This is a genomic window from Arthrobacter sp. zg.Y820 (genome assembly GCF_030125555.1).
GTDB lineage: Bacteria > Actinomycetota > Actinomycetes > Actinomycetales > Micrococcaceae > Arthrobacter_B.
The window spans coordinates 1-18644 of sequence record NZ_JASKLX010000007.1 but is presented as its reverse complement, the minus strand read 5'-3'; the positions used below and the strand labels follow the sequence as shown (position 1 = coordinate 18644).

14 protein-coding genes and 1 pseudogene are annotated in these 18644 nt (G+C 66.4%); 6 read left to right on the top strand and 9 right to left on the bottom strand.

Annotated elements, in window-relative coordinates:
- Positions 1-8: 8 nt before the first annotated feature.
- Positions 9-122: a DUF7144 family membrane protein gene (locus QNN99_RS17480; protein ID WP_442860493.1), complete on the bottom strand. Its 114-nt coding sequence runs from the start codon at positions 120-122 to the stop codon at positions 9-11.
- Positions 123-339: 217 nt separating this feature from the next.
- Between QNN99_RS17480 and QNN99_RS07335 the strand changes: the two genes are divergently transcribed.
- The 3 genes from QNN99_RS07335 (at position 340) to QNN99_RS07325 (ending at position 3682) form a co-directional block, all read left to right on the top strand.
- The gene (locus QNN99_RS07335) at positions 340-1713 is read left to right on the top strand and encodes a hemolysin family protein (protein ID WP_331461763.1); all 1374 of its coding nucleotides are present in this window, start codon (positions 340-342) and stop codon (positions 1711-1713) included.
- Between the two features lie 113 nt (positions 1714-1826).
- The gene (locus tag QNN99_RS07330) at positions 1827-3233 is read left to right on the top strand and encodes an APC family permease (protein WP_229965812.1); all 1407 of its coding nucleotides are present in this window, start codon (positions 1827-1829) and stop codon (positions 3231-3233) included.
- 44 nt (positions 3234-3277) lie between these two features.
- Entirely contained in the window at positions 3278-3682 is a 405-nt protein-coding gene (locus QNN99_RS07325; RefSeq protein ID WP_229965811.1) for a universal stress protein, read from the top strand.
- Between the two features lie 79 nt (positions 3683-3761).
- On the opposite strand, the gene mmsB is transcribed toward QNN99_RS07325, so the two are convergent.
- The 7 genes from mmsB to QNN99_RS07290 all read right to left on the bottom strand — a co-directional run bounded on the left by mmsB (position 3762) and on the right by QNN99_RS07290 (position 12887).
- The gene (gene mmsB, locus QNN99_RS07320; protein WP_229965810.1) at positions 3762-5009 is read right to left on the bottom strand and encodes a multiple monosaccharide ABC transporter permease; all 1248 of its coding nucleotides are present in this window, start codon (positions 5007-5009) and stop codon (positions 3762-3764) included.
- The gene (gene mmsA / locus QNN99_RS07315) at positions 5006-6547 is read right to left on the bottom strand and encodes a multiple monosaccharide ABC transporter ATP-binding protein (protein ID WP_231712708.1); all 1542 of its coding nucleotides are present in this window, start codon (positions 6545-6547) and stop codon (positions 5006-5008) included. Before mmsA ends, mmsB begins: the two co-directional genes overlap by 4 nt.
- A gap of 99 nt (positions 6548-6646) precedes the next feature.
- Entirely contained in the window at positions 6647-7777 is a 1131-nt protein-coding gene (gene chvE, locus QNN99_RS07310; RefSeq protein WP_229965808.1) for a multiple monosaccharide ABC transporter substrate-binding protein, read from the bottom strand.
- Between the two features lie 195 nt (positions 7778-7972).
- Entirely contained in the window at positions 7973-9241 is a 1269-nt protein-coding gene (locus QNN99_RS07305) for a kynureninase (protein WP_229965807.1), read from the bottom strand.
- 27 nt (positions 9242-9268) lie between these two features.
- Positions 9269-10210: a MaoC/PaaZ C-terminal domain-containing protein gene (locus QNN99_RS07300; RefSeq protein WP_229965806.1), complete on the bottom strand. Its 942-nt coding sequence runs from the start codon at positions 10208-10210 to the stop codon at positions 9269-9271.
- Positions 10207-11547 carry a 3-oxoacyl-ACP reductase gene (locus QNN99_RS07295; RefSeq protein ID WP_229965805.1) on the bottom strand — a complete coding sequence of 447 codons (1341 nt, stop codon included), beginning with the start codon at positions 11545-11547 and terminating at the stop codon, positions 10207-10209. The genes QNN99_RS07300 and QNN99_RS07295 overlap by 4 nt, the downstream gene beginning before the upstream one ends.
- A 2-nt stretch (positions 11548-11549) precedes the next feature.
- Positions 11550-12887 carry an acetyl-CoA C-acetyltransferase gene (locus QNN99_RS07290; protein ID WP_229965804.1) on the bottom strand — a complete coding sequence of 446 codons (1338 nt, stop codon included), beginning with the start codon at positions 12885-12887 and terminating at the stop codon, positions 11550-11552.
- Positions 12888-12964: 77 nt separating this feature from the next.
- Here QNN99_RS07290 and QNN99_RS07285 point away from each other — a divergent pair, with 77 nt between their 5' ends.
- Both QNN99_RS07285 and QNN99_RS07280 read left to right on the top strand, forming a co-directional pair.
- Positions 12965-13654, top strand: coding sequence for a TetR/AcrR family transcriptional regulator (locus QNN99_RS07285; protein WP_229965803.1), 690 nt, complete (start codon positions 12965-12967; stop codon positions 13652-13654).
- A gap of 70 nt (positions 13655-13724) precedes the next feature.
- Positions 13725-15821 carry an acyl-CoA dehydrogenase family protein gene (locus tag QNN99_RS07280; protein ID WP_229965802.1) on the top strand — a complete coding sequence of 699 codons (2097 nt, stop codon included), beginning with the start codon at positions 13725-13727 and terminating at the stop codon, positions 15819-15821.
- Between the two features lie 86 nt (positions 15822-15907).
- Here the strand turns inward: QNN99_RS07280 and glgA are convergent, their stop codons facing one another.
- Positions 15908-17113 carry a glycogen synthase gene (glgA, locus tag QNN99_RS07275; protein ID WP_229965801.1) on the bottom strand — a complete coding sequence of 402 codons (1206 nt, stop codon included), beginning with the start codon at positions 17111-17113 and terminating at the stop codon, positions 15908-15910.
- A gap of 84 nt (positions 17114-17197) precedes the next feature.
- On the opposite strand from glgA, the pseudogene glgC reads away from it, so the two are divergent.
- A pseudogene (gene glgC, locus QNN99_RS07270) lies at positions 17198-18529 on the top strand (glucose-1-phosphate adenylyltransferase); the annotation flags it as partial.
- Positions 18530-18644: the final 115 nt, after the last annotated feature.

Below are 18644 nucleotides of genomic sequence, written 5' to 3'. Positions count from 1 at the left end.
TTCGGGAGCTATCGCTGCGCAGGCGCTCCGCGCTCGCTGCCGTGGGCAACAAGCGCGTAGAGGATCAACACGTCGATCGCGATAACGATCAGCGACCACCAGGGCTGGACCGGCACCAGCATCAGCTGGCGCTGAAAATCCCGTGGACCAGCAGGATGACGCCGGCGAAGCGGATCCAATCGGTCCAGCCGGAGGATGACACGGGGTGATTGACAGTACTCATGGTGCCGACCGCTTTCGGTTGGAGGCACTGCCGTCGGTCCTGAAACCGGCCGCAGCCGTGTCGGAAGACGCGTACTGCTTCCGATTATCTTTCCCCGACTCCGCGAGGAGTCAATCATGTGCCCTGCGTCGACGCACCGGTACGCTCTGACCATGGATGGCGGCACGCTCTTCAATCTGCTTCTGGTGGTGTTCTTCGTGCTGCTGGGAGGAATCTTCGCGGGCACTGAGATGGCGCTGGTTTCACTGCGGGAGAGCCAAATCAGCCGCATTGAGGCATCGGGTGCCGGCGGCCGGAGAATCGCGGAACTTGCCCGCAACCCAAACCTCTTCCTCTCGTCCATCCAAATTGGTGTCACCCTCTCGGGCTTTTTCTCCGCGGCCTACGGTGCCTCCGCGCTGGCCCCGGCCGCGGCCCCCGCCCTCCGCAGCTTCGGCTTTCCGCCCGCCGCCGCGGATGCCACCGCCTTCATCCTGCTGACCCTCGCCGTCGCCTACTTGTCCCTGGTGTTCGGGGAGCTGGTGCCCAAGCGGCTCGCGATGCAGAATGCCGAGCGTTTCACCCGGCTGCTCGCACCTCCCCTGAACGCTTTCGCCGTCGTGATGCGCCCGGTCATTAAGCTGCTGTCGGTCTCCACTGACACCGTGGTCCGGCTCCTCGGCGGGGATCCCAAAGTCAGGACACCGCCGGTGACGTCGCAGGAGCTGTGGGACATGGTCGCCGCGAGTCCGGTCCTGGCCGAGGACAGCCGGCGGATTCTCTCCGACGTGTTCGGCGCCGGAAACCGGCTCCTCCAGGAGGTGATGCGTCCGCGGCCGCAGGTGCAGTTCCTCTCCGCCGACCTGACCGTAGCCCAGGCCCGGGCGGCAGTGCACTCGCTGCCCTATTCGCGCTATCCGGTCATTGGGGAGTCCCCCGACGACGTCCTCGGCTTCGTCCACGTCCGCGACCTCCTCCGGGAAACCGGCGACGGCGGCAGTTTCCCGGAGTCTGAGGCACTCCGGCTCGGTGACATTGTCCGGCCGATCCTGTTCCTGCCCGGTACGGCACCCGTGGTTCCCTCGCTGTCCAGGATGCGCCGGAACGGCAGCCATATTGCCGTGGTCGCCGACGAATACGGCGGCACTGACGGCATTGTCACCCTGGAGGACCTTGTGGAGGAACTGGTCGGGGAGATCTACGACGAATACGACACCTTCCGGGACCCCGAAGACCGGCACCGGCAGGTGCGCGGCGACCTGGTGGTGGACGGAGCGCTGATCCTGCAGGAATTCGAGCGGCTGACCGGCGTCCCGCTTCCGGAAGGGCAGTACGAAACCGTCGGCGGCTACATTCTGGCGCGGCTGGGCAGGATTGCCCGTCCCGGAGACACTGTCGCCGCACCGGAATGCGAATTGGAGGTGCTCAGCGTCCAGCGCAGGCGCATTGGATCCGTCCGCGTCGTGCGCCATCCGGGTCCCGCGCAAGCGGAGGAGCGTCAAGTCCCGTAACATTGCTTTGCCTGTTAACAGCGCAGAGAATACCGGGCAGCGGGTCGTGACCGAATTTCCGGGACACGCCCTCGTGCCGCATTGCAGATACTTTAGAAAGCAGGAAACCAGCCATGGGCGATACAAAAATCGGCTCCGGGGAACCCGAGCTGAAGCGGGTGATGGGAACCAAGCTTTTGCTGCTCTTCATCGTCGGCGACATTCTTGGCACCGGAGTCTATGCCCTTACCGGCCAAGTGGCCGGCGAAATCGGCGGTGCCGCGTGGGCACCCATCCTGGTCGCCTTCGCCGTTGCCACCATCACCGCCCTGTCCTACCTGGAACTGGTGACCAAATTTCCGCAGGCCGCCGGGGCCGCGCTCTATGCGCACAAGGCCTTCGGCATTCATTTCCTCACCTTCCTGGTGACCTTTGCCGTGCTGAGCTCAGGAATTACCTCAGCTTCGACGGCCGCCAAGTTCCTGGCCGAAAACTTCATCGTCGGCTTTGACCTGGATTGGGGACAGACCGGAGTCACATGGGTGGCCGTCATCTTCATGCTGGTCCTCGCCGTGATCAACCTGCGCGGAGTCGGGGAGAGCATCAAGTTCAACGTGGTCCTGACGATCATCGAACTTACCGGTCTGCTGATTGTCATCCTGATTGGATTCTGGGCAATGAGCCAGGGGAATGTCGATTTCTCCCGCGTCATGGTCTTCGAAACCGAAGGAAACAAGAGCGTCTTCCTGGCCCTCACGGCCGCCACATCGCTGGCCTTCTTCTCAATGGTGGGCTTTGAGGACTCGGTCAACATGGCTGAGGAAACCAAGGATCCGGCCAAGATTTTCCCGAAGGTCATGCTGACCGGGCTAAGCATCACGCTGGCTGTCTATCTGCTGGTGTCCATTGCCGCCGTCGCCATTGTGCCCGTGGGCCAGCTCTCCTCCAGCGCAACCCCGCTTCTGGAGGTCGTGCGTGCCGGGGCACCCAACCTGCCGGTGGACGTCATCTATCCGTTCCTGTCCATTTTTGCCGTGGCCAACACCGCCCTGATCAACATGCTGATGGCCAGCCGCCTGCTGTACGGCATGGCGAAGCAGGATGTGCTTCCCCGTTCACTTTCCAAGGTGCTCCCCGGGCGGCGGACGCCGTGGGCTTCGATCATCTTCACCACCGCCATCGCGCTGGGCCTGATCATCACCGTCACCAACTTCATGGGCAAGGAAACCGTCACCGCCCTGGGCGGGACCACGGCGCTGCTGCTGCTGGCTGTGTTCACCGTGGTGAACATCGCCTGCCTGGTGCTGCGCCGCACCCCGCACGAGAGCAAGCATTTCCGCTCCCCCGGCTTCCTGCCCTACGTCGGTGTCTTCACCTGCGCTTTCCTCCTGGGCCCCTGGGCGCAGGATCCGATCGAATACCAGATTGCCGGCCTCATGCTGCTGCTGGGCCTGCTGCTGTGGGTGCTGACCTGGTTCTGGAACCGGGCCGTGCGCGCCAAGAAGACCCGCTTTACTGATGCCGAAGAACTCCGGGGCTAAGCCTTTTCCCCGCCCCGCGTTTCCATCCCTAGGTCAGGAGCACCATGAGTATTGTCGTCGGATTTCTTCCCACCCCCGAGGGGACGGCGGCGCTGGACGCCGCCCGCCGGGAGGCCAGTGACCGCGCAGCGCTGCTGGTCATCGTGAACGTGGCGTTCCCCCGTCACGGACTGCACCATCAGGAGCAGGAGGACGCCAATAACGCGGCGCTTGCCCAGCTCGAAGCAGAGCTGACCGCGGATGGAACGGCCTACGAGCTGGTCCACCCGGTCGGCGACTTCGATCCCGCCGAGGAGATCCTCGCGGCGGCCGCCGGGCCGGAAGTCGAGCTGGTTGTCCTGGGGCTGCGCCGCCGCACCCCGGTCGGCAAGATGCTGCTGGGCAGCACGGCGCAGCGCGTGCTGCTCCAGGCCGACTGCCCCGTCCTGGCTGTGAAGGCCCATCACTAGGGTCTCCTCCCAGCAGGGCTGACATTCCTGTGGCCGGCACCCGCCCTGCGGGTGCCGGCCACATGTGTGTGTGCTCCTGCTACGTGATCAAGGAGGATCCGCGGCGCTTGTTGAAGACGTCAAACGCCACGGCTGCCAGCAGGACGAGCCCCTTGATCAGCTGCTGGTACTCGGTGCCGACGCCCATGATGGACATGCCGTTGTTCAGGATTCCGATGATCAGACCGCCGATGATGGCTCCGGTCACCCGGCCGATGCCGCCGGTGACGGCAGCTCCGCCGATGAAGACTGCGGCGATGGCATCCAACTCGAATCCCTCGCCCGCTTTGGGACTGGCCAGGTTCAGCTGCGCGGTGAAGACCAGCCCTGCCAGCGCGGCCAGGACGCCCATGTTGATGAAGACGGTGAAGGTGGTCCGCTTGGTGTTGATGCCGGAGAGTTCCGCCGCGTGCAGGTTCCCGCCCATGGCGTAGATGTGGCGGCCCCAGACGCTGCGGTTCATGACGGCGGCATAGCCGACCGTCAGCAGGCCCAGGATGACCAGGACGATGGGCGTTCCGCGGTAGCTGGCCAGCAGATAGGTGATGAACAGGATCAGGCCGGCGGTCAGGACGAGCTTGGCCGCGAACCAGAGCATCGGTTCGTCGACCAGCTGGTGCCGGCGGCGGATCATCCGCTGCCGGATGCCCGAGCCCACCAGGGCGGCGGCCGAAAGCACTCCGATGATCACTGTCAGCGGTTCCAGGAAACTCGTCCCTCCGCCGAGGTCGGGAAGGAATCCGCTGCCCAGGTCGCGGAACTGATCCGGGAACGGCGAGATCTGCCGGTTCTGCAGCACAATCTGCGTCAGTCCGCGGAACGTCAGCATGCCCGCCAGGGTCACGATGAACGCCGGAATTCCGAAGTAGGCGATCCAGAACCCCTGCCAGGCTCCGACGGCGGCGCCGAGGACCAGGCACAGGACGGCGGCCAGCCACCAGGGCAGCCCCCACTGGGTGATCATGACGCCCGCGGCCGCGCCGGTGAAGGCGACCACGGAGCCGACCGAGAGGTCAATGTGCCCGGCAATGATCACGAGCACCATGCCGACGGCGAGGATCAGGATGTAGCTGTTCTGGATGATCAGGTTTGACACGTTGATCGGTGCCAGGGTGATCCCGTTGGTGGTGATCTGGAAAAAGATGATGATCGCGATCAGTGCGATGAACAGTCCCACCTGGCGCAGCTGCCCGGTGAGGTAGTTCAGGGCAGAGCCGACGATTCCTGTCGGGTTGGTCTTCGGCGCGGGAGCGCCGGTGGACGGACCCTGGTCGGTGAGAGTGCTCATTGGCGTTCCTTGTCTGTCGCGGCGGCAGGAGTCCTGGCATCACGGGTCATGTACTGCATGAGGTATTCGGCGCTGGCCTTCTCCCGCGGGACGTCCGCGGTGATGCGGCCCTCGGCGAGGGTGTAGATGCGGTCGCAGATCCCCAGCAGTTCCGGCAGCTCGGAGGAGATCACAATGATCGCCTTCCCCTGGTCGGCCAGCTCGTTGATGATGGTGTAAATCTCATACTTGGCACCGACGTCGATGCCGCGGGTGGGCTCATCCAGGATCAGCACGTCCGGATTGGTGTGGATCCATTTGGAGAGCACCACCTTTTGCTGGTTTCCGCCGGAGAGCTTGCCGGTCAGCGACAGCACCGACGGCGCCTTGATGTTCATGCTGGTGCGGTATTTCTCCGCCGTCAGATGCTCCCGGTACGGATCCACCCAGCCGCGGACGGACAGCTTGTTCAGGCTGGACGCCGAGATGTTGCGCCTAATGTCCTCGATGAGGTTCAGGCCGTAGCGCTTGCGGTCTTCGGTGGCGTACGCCAGGCCGTGGGCGATGGCCTGGCCGACGGTCTTCATCGTGATCTCGCGGCCGTCCTTGTAGGTGCGGCCGCTGATGTTGTGCCCGTAGCTGTGGCCGAACACGCTCATGGCCAGTTCCGTGCGGCCGGCCCCCATCAGTCCGGCGATGCCCACGATCTCACCGGCCCGCACGTACAGGTTGGCGCCGGTGACGACCTTGCGCGACCGGTCCAGCGGATGATGCACCGTCCAGTCCTCGATGCGCAGGACTTCCTCGCCGATGACCGAAGTGTGCTCCGGATAGCGGCTGTCCAGGTCGCGTCCCACCATGCCCCGGATAATGCGCTCCTCGGAGACTTCGTCGGCATGCATGTCCAGCGTTTCGATGGTGCGGCCGTCACGGATGATGGTGACGGCGTCGGCGATCGCCTTAATCTCGTTGAGCTTGTGGCTGATGATGATGCAGGTGATGCCGTCACTGCGCAGGTCCTTGATCAAACCCAGCAGATGCTCGGAGTCTTCATCGTTCAGGGCTGCCGTGGGCTCGTCCAGGATTAGCAGCTTCACCCGCTTGGACAGCGCCTTGGCGATTTCCACCAGCTGCTGCTTGCCGACGCCGATGTCCTGGATCCGGATGGCCGGGTTTTCCGCCAGGCCCACCCGCTCGAGAAGCTTCGCGGCCTCGAGGTTGGTCCGGTGCCAGTCAATGAAACCGCCCTTGGACTGTTCATTGCCAAGGTAGATGTTCTCTGCGATGGACAGGAACGGGCTCAGCGCCAGTTCCTGGTGGATGATCACCACGCCGGCGGACTCGGAGTCCTTGATGTCCTTGTACTCCTGGAGTTCACCGTCCAGGTAGATTCCGCCCTCGTAGGTTCCGGCCGGATAGACGCCGGAGAGGACCTTCATCAGGGTGGATTTCCCGGCGCCGTTTTCTCCGCAGATGGCATGGACGTGCCCCTGCTGGACCTCCAGGGAGACTTCCTGCAGTGCCTTGACCCCGGGGAACGACTTGGTGATGCCCCGCATGGAAAGAATATTCGCGTTCACGTTGGGGGCGGGGCGGGGGGGTTCCCGCCGGCGGCCGCGGGCGCCGGCGCCCGCCTCCGCCACCGCGGTGGTAGGGGGTTACTTGAGGTCGGAGGCCTGGTAGTAGCCGCTGTCGACGAGGACTTCCTCGTAGTTGTCCTTCGTGACCACCATCGGATCCAGCAGGAAGGTCGGGACAATCTTCACCTTGTTGTCGTACGTCTCGTTGTCATTGGTCTCGGGGACTTCGCCCTTGAGCACGTCATCAACCATGGCAACGGTCTGCTCGCCCAGGGCACGCGTGTCCTTGAAGATCGTGGAGTACTGCTGGTTGTCCATGATGGACTTCACTGACGCGGCTTCGGCGTCCTGTCCGGTGATGACGGGCAGGGCATCCGGTGAATAGCCGGATCCGGTAAGGGCGGAAATGATGCCCAGGGAGATGCCGTCATACGGGGACAGCACGCCGTCGACCTTCTCGCCGCCCGAGTAGTTGCTGGCGATCAGGTTCTGCATGCGCTTCTGCGCGGTGGCCGGATCCCAGCGCAGGGTGGCGATCTGCGAGAACCCGGTCTGTCCGCTCTGGACCACGAGGGTTCCCTTGTCGATGTGGGGCTGCAGGGTGGCCATGGCGCCGTCGTAGAAGAAGTTGGCGTTGTTGTCATCAGGGCTGCCGGCGAAGAGTTCGACGTTCTTCGGTTCCGCTGCCCCGGTCTCCTTGCCCTCGGCGTCGAGGATGCCCAGGCCGGTCAGCAGCGATGTGGCCTGCTGGACACCTACGGTGTAGTTGTCAAAGGTGGTGTAGTAGTCAACGTTCTTGTTGCCCGTGATCAGGCGGTCATAGGCGATCACCTTGATGCCGGCGGCGGCCGCGTTGTCCAGCTGATCGCTGAGGGCGGTGCCGTCGATGGCCGCGATGACCAGGACTTTGGCGCCCTTGGTGATCATGTTGGACACCTGCTGGACCTGGGTGGGGATGTCGTCGTCGGCGTATTCCAGGGTCGTTTCGTAACCGAGCTCTTCAAGCTCTGCCTTGATGGAGTCGCCGTCCTTGATCCAGCGTTCCGAGGTCTTGGTCGGCATGGCAATGCCCACCAGCGCGCCGGCGTTGTCGCCCGATTCGGCGGCGTCGGAATCAGCGCCGCCGCGGCCCGAGCCGGAACCGCAGCCGGCCACTGACACGGCCAGGATGCCCGCCGTCAGGCTGAGCAGGAGTTTACGGATTTTCACGAAGGAGCCCTTTCGATTGACGTCGTTGTCTAGCGGAGAAACTACCGGATCGCGTGACGCGGCTTACCCTTCCCGCAGCCGGCCCGGCAGGCCGGAAATGAGAAGTGCGTCACATAAATATGTGAGCGCTAACATTATGGCTCCCGGTCCATGCCGGTTGTCAATTCCAATACTTGGCCTCCGCGGCCGCGGGCCTCAGCGGACCGGACGGGCTTCCGTCCGGCGGGGACTTTCCGCCGGTTGGCGGCGCAGCTCCGCCGAGACCGCCGCGATTCCGGTGAACGTCTCCTCGAACGACGTCGACAGCGGGGACAGCCCCAGCCGGATTCCGGACGGATTCCGGTAGTCGGGGATCACTCCCTGCTTCCACAGGGCCGCGGTGACGGCCTGGAACGATGGATGATCGATAGTGATGTGACTGCCGCGCCGTTCGGCGGCGCGAGGAGAGGCCAGGACGACGCCGTGCGGCGCCAGCAGGGTGTCCACCGCCGCCAGGGCATATTCGGTGAGGGCCACGGATTTGGTCCGCACCGCATCGATGCCGGCCTCGGCGAGGAGCGCGACCATGTCCCGCAGGGGCAGCATGCCGAGCACCGGCGGCGTTCCGGACACCAGCCGGCGGATGCCGGCGGCCGGCGTGTAGCCCTGGGCCATGCCGAAGGGGTCGGCGCTGCCCAGCCAGCCCTGGATGGGCTGGGTGAAGGTCTCCTGATGCCGCCGGGCCACATAGGCCCAGGCCGGGGCACCGGGGCCGCCGTTGAGGTATTTGTAGCTGCAGCCCACCGCGTAGTCCACGTCCCAGGCGTCCAGCTGTGCCGGAACCGCCCCCGCTGAGTGGCACAGGTCCCAGAGCACCAGTCCCCCGGCGTCGTGCACTGCTGCCGTGATGGCTGCGGCGTCGGCCAGGAAACCGGAGCGGTAGGCGACGTGGCTGAAGACCGCCAGGGCGGTCTGCGGCCCGACCGCCTGCGCCACTGCGTCGGCGCTGACGCCGCCGTCGTAGTCGGCGGCGATCCAGCGCAGGGTCAGCCCGCACTCATTGGCGATGCCCTCCAGAACATACCTGTCGGTGGGAAAGTTGTCGGTGTCCAGGACAATCTCGGTCCGCCCCGGGCGGGCAGCCACTGCGGCACGGGCCAGCTTGTAGAGCAGGACCGTGGTGGAATCGGCCACGATGCACTGCCCGGCGGCGGCGCCGAGCACCGCGGCGCCCAGCGCGTCGCCGAGCTGCTGCGGCAGCTCCAGCCACTGCTCATCCCAGCCGCGGATGAGCCGGGTGCCCCACTGGACCTGCACAAAGTCCTGCAGATGCGCCGCGCTGGCCCGCAGCGGACGGCCCAGCGAATTGCCGTCCAGATAGGAGCTGACGCCGTCGGCTTCCAGGAAGCGGTCCCGGAAGCCGGCCAGCGGGTCCGCCGCGTCCAGCTCCCGGGCAGCGGCAAGCAATGCGTCCGATTTCATCATGAGGGCACGGTAGCAGCCCGGGCGGAACTACAGCGGCCGGACACTGCCGGTGAAGTTCCGGCGAAGGGAGCGCTGGTTCCAACCAACAAAGGTGGATCCGGCGTACCCGTCCTCCCCTTCCGCATCGGAGATTGACAGGGCGACCGTCGCCGGCAGGAACACCGGAGAGTCAAACTCGATGGTCCACTCGTACGGCTCCTGCCGGTTCTGCACGATGTCGGCCACCACCCGGGAGGCCAGGTACATGCCGTGCGCCAGCGACCGCTTCATGCCCAGCGCCTTCGCCGACAGCCTGCTGAGGTGGATCGGGTTGAAGTCGCCGGACACCCGCGCGTAGTTGCGCCCCGCGTCCGCGCCGAGCCGCCACTGCGCCGTCGGCTGCGGGGGAACGAAATCCGGGCGGGGTGCGCGTGCACCCGGCCGGTCAAGGCGGGGCAGGAACACACCCTTGGCGAGATAGGTCGACCGCCCGCGCCAGACGACGGCGGTGTTCTCCCCCGTGCCATCCCCCGTGCCCTCCCCCGTGCCCTCCCCGGTTCCGGCGCGGACTTCGGCGATCAGCTCCACGGAGGTGCCGGCGCGGTGTCCGGCCAGGTTTTCCGCCCAGGCGGTGACGGTGAGCGGTTCGGTGTAATGGATCGGCCGGAAGTGCTCCACACGGTTCCGAAGATGCACCATGCCCAGCAGCGGCAGCGGGAAATCTTCCCGAGCCATGAGGCTCATCGCCACCGGAAACGCGAACGTGTGCACGAAACCGGAGGGCAGGTAGTCGGACGCGCTGTGCAGCACGAGCCGCTGGAAGTCCGCCAGCCGCTCCAGGTCCACACGGGCGCCGCGCACCGTGTGCCGGTCCGCCGGCAAGGTTCGGGACGCCGGAGCCGAGGAGAGCCGCGCCCTGGCCGCAGCGCCGACGGCACCGACATACAGCTTGCCGAGCGCGGGTATCTCGCCCAGCTGGGTCTCACTCATGCGCCCACCATGTTCTGGCCGCAGACCCGCACAACCTGTCCGTTCACGCCGCCGGCCGCGTCCGAGGCCAGGAAGGAAATGGTCTCGGCCACGTCGATGGGCAGGCCGCCCTGCTGCAGGCTGCTCAGGCGGCGCGCCACCTGGCGGGTGAGGGCCGGAATGGCTGCTGTCATGTCGGTTTCAATGAAACCGGGAGCCACGGCGTTGATGGAGCCGCCGCGTGGAGCCAGCAGCGGCGCCGTCGCCCGCACCATGCCGATGACTCCGCCCTTGGAGGCGGCGTAGTTGGTCTGTCCGCGGTTGCCGGCGATGCCGCTGGTGGAGGCCAGCGAGACGATCCGGCCTTCGCGGCTGAAGGTCTCCGAGGCCAGCAGGGTCCGGTTCATCTTCAACTGCGACGCAATGTTCACGGCAACGACCGACTGCCAGCGGGATTCGTCCATGTTGGCCAGCAGCTTGTCGCGGGTAATGCCGGCGTTGTGGATGACGATGTCCAGGTGCCCGTAGCGTTCCTTGGCGTGGGCCAGGATGCGGTCGGCGGCGTCGTCGCGGGTGATGTCCACCTGCAGTGCGGTGCCGGAGATCTCATTGGCCACCTTGGCCAGCTGTTCGCCGGCCGCCGGCACGTCAACGACGATCACCGTGGCGCCGTCGCGGTGCAGGACCCGGGCAATGGCCGCGCCGATCCCCCGGGCGGCCCCGGTCACCACCGCAACCTTGCCGGCCAGCGGAGCGTTCCAGTCCGCGGGCAGCGTGCCGGCGTCGGAACCGACGGTGATGAACTGGCCGTTGACGTAGGCGCTCTTGCCCGAGAGCAGGAAGCGCAGGGCTGCCGCCGTGCCCGGAGTCGAGGCGGGAGCACCGTTGGCGAGGATGATGCCGTTGGCGGTGGCTCCGCCGCGCAGTTCATGGGCAATGGAGCGGAGCAGCCCGTCAATTCCCTGCCGTGCCGCTGCCGCCTCGGGTTCCTGTGCCTCGGCGGCGGGCCGGGAGACGGTGACCACGCGTCCGCCCGGGGCCAGGTCCCGCAGTGCCGCGCCGGCGGCCAGGGTGACCTCGCCCAGATCCTCGGGAGCGGCTGCGGTATCCAGCACCAGCAGGATGGCGCCGAGCTTCTCCTTGGGCGTGGCATGCCGCCGGACATCCTGGTCCCAGCCGAGCAGCAGCTGCGAGAGCGTGTCCGCGGCTTCGCCCTTGCCCAGGACCAGCACCGGTCCGGGGACCAGCGGCTGGGCCGGATCGAAGCGCCGCAGGATGGCCGGACGGGGCAGGCCCAGCTTCTTGGCGATGTCCTTGGTGAAACCGGTGTTGACGAGGTTCAGGTATGCGTCGTTCATGGTCAGCGTGCCTCGAGGATCGCGACAAGGCCCTGGCCGCCGGCGGCGCAGATGGAGATCAGCCCCCGGCCGGAACCCTTTTCATGCAGCATTTTGGCCAGCGAGGCGACGATGCGCCCGCCCGTGGCGGCGAACGGATGGCCGGCGGCCAGCGAAGATCCGTTGACGTTGAGCTTGGACCGGTCGATCGTGCCGAACGGGCCGTTGAGGCCCAGCCGGGTGCGGGAGAACTCATCATCTTCCCAGGCGGCCAGCGTGCTGAGCACGGTGCCGGCAAAGGCTTCATGGATTTCGAAGAAGTCGAAGTCGTCCAGCGTGAGGTTGTTGCGGGCCAGCAGGCGCGGCACGGCGAAGGCGGGCGCCATCAGCAGGCCGTCCTTGCCGTGCACGAAGTCGACGGCGCCGGCTTCGGCGTCCACGATGTTGGCCAGCATCGGCAGGTCGTGTTCGCGGGCGAAGTCCTCGGAACCCAGCAGAACCACGGCAGCGCCGTCGGTCAGCGGTGTAGAGTTTCCGGCGGTCATGGTCGCTTCGTCGCCGAGGCCGCGGCCGAAGGCGGGCTTCAGCTTGCCCAGCTTCTCCATGGTGGTGTCCGGGCGCAGGTTGGCGTCCCGGGAGAGGCCGCGGTAGGGGGTCACCAGATCGTCGAAGAATCCGCGGTCGTAGGCCGCCGCCATGTTCTTGTGGCTGGCCAGGGCTAGTTCGTCCTGTGCCTCGCGCGTGATCTTCCACTGGGCCGTGGTCAGGGCCTGATGCTCGCCCATGGACAGGCCGGTGCGGGGTTCGCCGGTGGTGGGGGCGTTCGGGGCCAGGTCCTTGGGCCGCAGCTTGGCGACGGCGGCCAGCTTCTGCTTGGCGGTCTTGGCCCGCGACAGGTCCAGCAGGGTCCGGCGCAGGCCTTCGCTGACGGCAATGGGGGCATCGGAGGCGGAGTCCACGCCGCCGGCGATGGCGGAATCAAGCTGGCCGAGCTTGATCTTGTTGGCCAGACTGATCACCGTCTCGAGTCCGGTGGCGCAGGCCTGCTGCACGTCATAGGCGGGGGTCTCGGCGGAGAGGGCGGAACCCAGGACTGCTTCCCGCGTGAGGTTGAAGTCGCTGGAGTGCTTCAGCACGGCGCCGGCGGCGACTTCGCCGATGCGTTCGCCCTGCAGCCCGAAGCGGGCGACGAGTCCGTCGAGCGCAGCAGTCAGCATGTCCTGATTGGAGCTGTAGGTGTATTTGCCGCCGGCGCGGGCGAAGGGGATGCGGTTTCCGCCAATGACGACGGCCTTCCGGACGGCGGGAACAGGGGTGGATCCGCCGGTGGCGGCGGATTCGGCCTGGGGCTGTGCAGCCATGAGTCTGGTCTCCTTGGAAGTACTGCAAAATGTGAGGGGAGTTACTGCAACCCAGCGTACCTGATACGCTGAGTATCGTGAACACTGCTCTGCAAGACCCCCCCGCCCCCGGGGCATCCGACGGCCGGTCCCTCCGCTGGGAAGCCCACCGCACGGAGCGCCGCAGCGATCTGATCAAGGCCGCCCGCCGTGCCGTCCACACCCTCGGCGCCGGTGCCTCCATGGAGGAGATTGCTGCCGCTTCCGGAACCTCGAAATCCGTGTACTACCGGTATTTCGGCGACAAGGCCGGACTGCAGCAGGCAATGGGCGACGTCGTGCTGGCACAGATGCAGGACAAGATCCTCGCCGCGGGGCGCACCGCCCAGTCACCCCGCGCCGGGTTGCAGGCGATGGTGTCCGCGTACCTGCAGATGGCGCAGACGTCGCCCAATGTGTATGCCTTTGTCGCAGCCGGCGAAGCAACAGGCAATACCGAGCACCGTTTCGCTGACAGCCTCACCCATTTCTTTGAGGCCATCACCGGCATGATGGACCGCGCGATGCGGGCCTATCTGGAGACCGGCTCCCCCGGCACCTCCCCCGCCCGGAACCTGGGGGTTGCCGCAAGCTTCTGGCCGACGGCGGCGCTGGGCATGGTCCGCGCCGCCGGCGAGAAGTGGCTGGCCACCGAGCCCGGACCCGACAAACCTTCCGAGGCCGAAATGACCCGGCAGCTGACCGTTTGGCTCTTCGACGGCATCGGCTACGAGCAGGGGCGGGCATGAACCGCCCCGGCGCTCCCCTTCCGCTTCCTCCCAGCAAAAACAGGCACCACCACTACGAGAAGGACACGCAATGACGCAAACAGCCTCCAAACCGGAACGCCAGATCCCGGCCAGTGCCTCCATCCGCGATGACGACAGCGCCGTCGTCAACGTTGACGCCCTCAGCCGGGCACTGCTGGGCACGTGGGCGGATATCCGCCTGCAGGCCCGAGAACTCGCCGGCACTGACGCGCTGCACACCCCCGCCGGCCTGCCGCACACGGAGCACCGCGAACGGGTCATGGCGCAGCTGAAGGTGCTGGCGGAGAGCAAGGCCGTGCACCGGGCCTTCCCGGCCTACGTGGGCGGCGAGGACAACCACGGCGGCAATGTTGCCGGCTTCGGCGAACTGGTGGTGGCGGATCCGTCCCTGCAGATCAAGGCCGGCGTGCAGTGGGGCCTGTTCGGCGGCGCCGTCATGCACCTGGGAACCCGCGACCACCATGACAAGTGGCTCCCCGGCATCATGAGCCTGGAGATTCCCGGCTGCTTCGCCATGACGGAAACCGGACACGGTTCCGACGTCGCCAGCATCGCCACCACCGCCGAGTACGACGCCGGCACCGAAGAGTTCATCATCAACACCCCCTTCCGCGCCGCCTGGAAGGACTACATCGGCAACGCCGCCGTCCACGGCAAGGCCGCCGTCGTCTTCGCCCACCTGATCACCAAGGGCGTGGACCACGGCGTGCACGCGTTCTACGTCGACCTGCGCGACGACAACGGCTTCCTGCCCGGCATCGGCGGCGAGGACGACGGCATCAAGGGCGGCCTGAACGGCATCGACAACGGGCGGCTGCATTTTTCCAACGTGCGCATTCCGCGCACCAACCTGCTCAACCGCTACGGCGACGTGGCTGCGGACGGCACGTACACCTCGTCGATCGAAAGCCCGGGCCGGCGCTTCTTCACCATGATCGGCACCCTGGTGCAGGGCCGGGTGTCCCTGGACGGCGCCGCAGTGGCCGCCAGCAAGCTCGCCCTGAAGACTGCCATCCAGTACGGCACTGAGCGCCGCCAGTTCAACGGCGCCTCGGACATTACCGAGGAAGTCCTGATGGACTACCAGCAGCACCAGCGCCGGCTGCTGCCGCGGCTGGCCACCACGTATGCGGCGGCCTTCGCCCACGAGGAACTGCTGCACAAGTTCGACGACGTTTTCTCGGGTGCCCATGACACCGAAGAAGACCGCCAGGACCTGGAAACCCTCGCGGCCGGCCTGAAGTCGCTCTCCACCTGGCACGCCCTGGACACCCTCCAGGAAGCACGCGAGGCCACCGGCGGTGCCGGCTTCCTGGCCGAAAACCGGCTGACCGCGCTGCGGGCCGACCTGGACATCTACGCCACCTTCGAGGGCGACAACACCGTCCTGCTGCAGCTGGTCGCCAAGCGGCTGCTCGCTGACTACGCCAAGGAATTTGTCGGTGCCGACTTCGGCGTGCTGGCCCGGTACGCCGTCGGCCAGGCCACCGACCGGACCATGCACCGCACGGGCCTGCGGCAGATCGTCCAGGCGTTCGCCGATACCGGCTCGGAGAAGAAGTCAGCCATTGCGCTGCGCGATGCCCGGACGCAGCGGGACCTGCTGACCGACCGGGTGGGGACCATGGTCGCCGAAGTGGCCGGCGCCCTGCGCGGGGCCCGCAAGCTGCCCAAGGACAAGGGTGCGGCAGTCTTCAACGACAACCAGCACGCCCTGATCGAGGCGGCCCGCGCGCACTCCGAACTGCTGCAGTGGGAAGCCTTCACCCGGGCGCTGGAGGGCATCGACGACGCCGGCACCCGGCAGGTTCTGACGTGGCTGCGTGACCTCTTCGGGCTGTGCCTGATCGAGAAGAACCTGTCCTGGTACCTGATGCACGGCCGGCTGTCCACGCAGCGGGCCCGCACCCTTGGCCCGTACATCAACCGGCTGCTGGCCAAGCTCCGCCCGCACGCACTGGACCTGGTGGATGCCTTCGGCTACGGCCCGGAGCATCTGCGGGCCTCCGTCGCTTCCGGCGCGGAGAAAACGCGGCAGGACGAAGCGATGGAATACCAGCGCCTGATGCGCGCCAGCGGAGCCGCACCGGTGGACGAGAAAATCCTGATCCAGCGAAAGAAGCAGGCAGCCAAGGCCAAGCGATAGGCGCGTGCGCGCCTGAAGTGGAAGGAGGTCCCGGCCGGGAAACTTGCCGGGACCTCCTTCCGCAGTTAAGCGTTCCGCCGGTGCGGTCAGCGGGCCTGCGGCAGGACGGAGCGGTAGACCTCCAGCGTGGCGGCGGCGATGGAAGCCCAGGAAAACTCATCCGTCGCGCGTTGCCGGCCCGCCTCGCCCATCCGCCGGGCCCGTTCGGGATCGGTGACCACCTCGGTCAGCGCAGCGGCGAAGTCGCGGACAAAGCCCTCGGGATCGAGCGGTGTTCCGGTGCCGTCCGAGAGCTGCTCCAACGGCACCAGCAAGCCGGTCACGCCGGAGTTCACCACTTCGGGAATGCCCCCAGTGGCCGAGGCAACGACGGCGGTGCCGCACGCCATGGCCTCAAGGTTCACGATGCCGAGCGGTTCATAGATGGACGGGCAGGCGAAGACCGTGGCCGAGCTGAGCACCTTGATGAGCTCGCTGCGCGGCAGCATCCGCTCGATCACGACGACGCCGCTGCGCTTTGTGCGGAGTTCGTCGATCAGGACGCCGGTTTCGGCGGCCAGCTCCGGGGTGTCGGCAGCTCCGAGGCACAGCACGAGCTGGACCTCCGGAGGCAGCAGCGCGGCCGCACGCAGCAGGTACGGGACCCCCTTCTGCCGGGTGTTGCGCCCGACAAAAACCACACTGGGGCGGTCCGGATCGATGCCCAGGGCGCTGATGCCCTCGGGATCGGTGTCCGGGCGCCACAGCTCCACGTCGATGCCGTTGTGCACCACGCGCACCTTGGCCGGGTCGACCTCCGGGTAGCTGCGCAGGATGTCCTGCCGCATGCCTTCGGAGACGGCGATGATGGCGGCGGCGGCGTCGTACGCTGTTTTTTCCACCCAGGAGGACAGGGCGTAACCGCCGCCGAGCTGTTCCGCTTTCCACGGCCGCAGCGGTTCCAAGCTGTGGGCGCTGAGGACGTGCGGAACGCCGTACAACAGCGAACCGAGGTGCCCGGCCATGTTCGCGTACCAGGTGTGTGAATGCACCAGGTCCGCTCCGGCCAGGCCCTGGAGGATTTCCAGATCGGTGCCCAGCGTCTGGACGGCGGGATTCGCGGCGTCCAGTTCGGCGGGCACATCATAGGCGCTGACGACGGCGCCGTGGTAGTCGGAGTTTCGCGGGGCGCCAAAGCAGTGGACGCGCAGGTCCACCTGCTCGGCCAGCACACGGCTCAATTCCGCTACGTGGACACCTGCCCCGCCATAGATCTCGGGCGGGAATTCCTTGGACACAATATCTACTCGCACTAATCCAACGTAGTGCACCGACGCTCCGGTGATCTACTGTGAAGAACAGCAGACTTATTACTGGGCGGTTGATTGGCCCCAGGAATGAGCGCAGAAGCAAGCACCGCCAGATCAGAACACGTTAGACATGAAGTGAAACAGGGGAATACCAAAATGGCGCCAAAGAAGGTCCTGGCCGTTGTCCTTGCCGGCGGAGAAGGTAAACGCCTGATGCCGCTGACAGCGGACCGTGCAAAACCCGCCGTTCCATTTGCCGGCCGTTACCGGCTCATCGACTTTGCCCTCTCCAACCTGGTGAACTCGGGCTACCTGCAAATCGTGGTCCTCACCCAGTACAAATCCCACAGCCTGGACCGGCACATCTCGGAGACGTGGCGGCTGTCCACGCAGCTGCAAAACTACGTGGCCTCTGTTCCGGCCCAGCAGCGCGTGGGCAAGAGCTGGTTCCTGGGCAGCGCCAACGCGATCTACCAGTCCATGAACCTGATCGACGATGCCCGCCCGGACATCGTCGTGGTGATTGGCGCCGACCATGTGTACCGGATGGACTTCTCGCAGATGGTCGAAGCCCACATTGCGTCCGGCGCGTCGGTCAGCGTGGCAGCGGTCCGCCAGCCGCTGCACCTGGCCGACCAGTTCGGTGTCATTGAAACGGACCCGGAGAGCCCCGGCCGCATCGGCGCGTTCGTCGAGAAGCCGGCCACCACGCCGGGCCTGCCCGATGATCCGGACATGTTCCTGGCCTCCATGGGCAACTACGTCTTCAACACCGACGCCCTGGTCGAGGCGCTGAAGGTGGACGCCGAACGGCTGATCACCAAGCACGACATGGGCGGGGACATCATCCCGTACTTCGTGGAGCGCAATGACGCCGCTGTGTACGACTTTTCGCACAACGTCATCCCCGGCGCCACCGGCAGCGACCACCAGTACTGGCGCGACGTCGGTACCCTCGACTCGTACTATGACGCCAACATGGACCTCATTTCCCCGCTGCCGGCGTTCAACCTGTACAACCTGCAGTGGCCCATCTACACCCGGCAGAGCATCTCGCCGCCCGCGAAGTTCGTCCGCAGCGCTGCCGACCACCCCGGCACCGCGTTCGACTCGATCGTGTCCAACGGCGTCGTCATCTCCGGCGGCACGGTCACCGGATCCGTGCTGGCTCCGGATGTGTATGTCGATTCCGGCGCCACGGTCTCCGATTCCGTCCTCATGGACGGCATCCATGTCGGTGCCGGTGCCGTGGTGCGCCGGGCCATCATCGACAAGAACGTGGTGATTCCGCCGGGAGCCACCATCGGGGTTGACCGCGACCTGGACCTGGCCCGCGGGTTCACCGTGACCGCCTCCGGCCTCACGGTGCTGAGCAAGGGGCAGAAGGTCGCGCTTCCGGAACCCGAACCGGAAGTTGCTCCCGTTTAGGCATCCGCCGGCTGTGATCTTCCCCCGCCGCGGGGGGGGGGGGGGGGGGGGGGGGGGGGGGGGGGGGTGTGGGGGGGGGGGGGGGGGAAAGTTTTGTTTGGCGTGT

Bases quoted from the DNA above. Each gene is read 5' to 3' on its own strand.
- QNN99_RS07305 (WP_229965807.1), bottom strand. From the start codon at position 9,241: ATGATGAAATCGGACGCATTGCTTGCCGCTGCCCGGGAGCTGGACGCG.
- QNN99_RS17480 (WP_442860493.1), bottom strand. From the start codon at position 122: ATGCTGGTGCCGGTCCAGCCCTGGTGGTCGCTGATCGTTATCGCGATC.
- mmsB (WP_229965810.1), bottom strand. From the start codon at position 5,009: ATGAGCACTCTCACCGACCAGGGTCCGTCCACCGGCGCTCCCGCGCCG.
- QNN99_RS07290 (WP_229965804.1), bottom strand. From the start codon at position 12,887: ATGGCTGCACAGCCCCAGGCCGAATCCGCCGCCACCGGCGGATCCACC.
- mmsA (WP_231712708.1), bottom strand. From the start codon at position 6,547: ATGCGGGGCATCACCAAGTCGTTCCCCGGGGTCAAGGCACTGCAGGAA.
- QNN99_RS07330 (WP_229965812.1), top strand. From the start codon at position 1,827: ATGGGCGATACAAAAATCGGCTCCGGGGAACCCGAGCTGAAGCGGGTG.
- QNN99_RS07335 (WP_331461763.1), top strand. From the start codon at position 340: ATGTGCCCTGCGTCGACGCACCGGTACGCTCTGACCATGGATGGCGGC.
- QNN99_RS07325 (WP_229965811.1), top strand. From the start codon at position 3,278: ATGAGTATTGTCGTCGGATTTCTTCCCACCCCCGAGGGGACGGCGGCG.
- QNN99_RS07300 (WP_229965806.1), bottom strand. From the start codon at position 10,210: ATGAGTGAGACCCAGCTGGGCGAGATACCCGCGCTCGGCAAGCTGTAT.
- QNN99_RS07295 (WP_229965805.1), bottom strand. From the start codon at position 11,547: ATGAACGACGCATACCTGAACCTCGTCAACACCGGTTTCACCAAGGAC.
- QNN99_RS07280 (WP_229965802.1), top strand. From the start codon at position 13,725: ATGACGCAAACAGCCTCCAAACCGGAACGCCAGATCCCGGCCAGTGCC.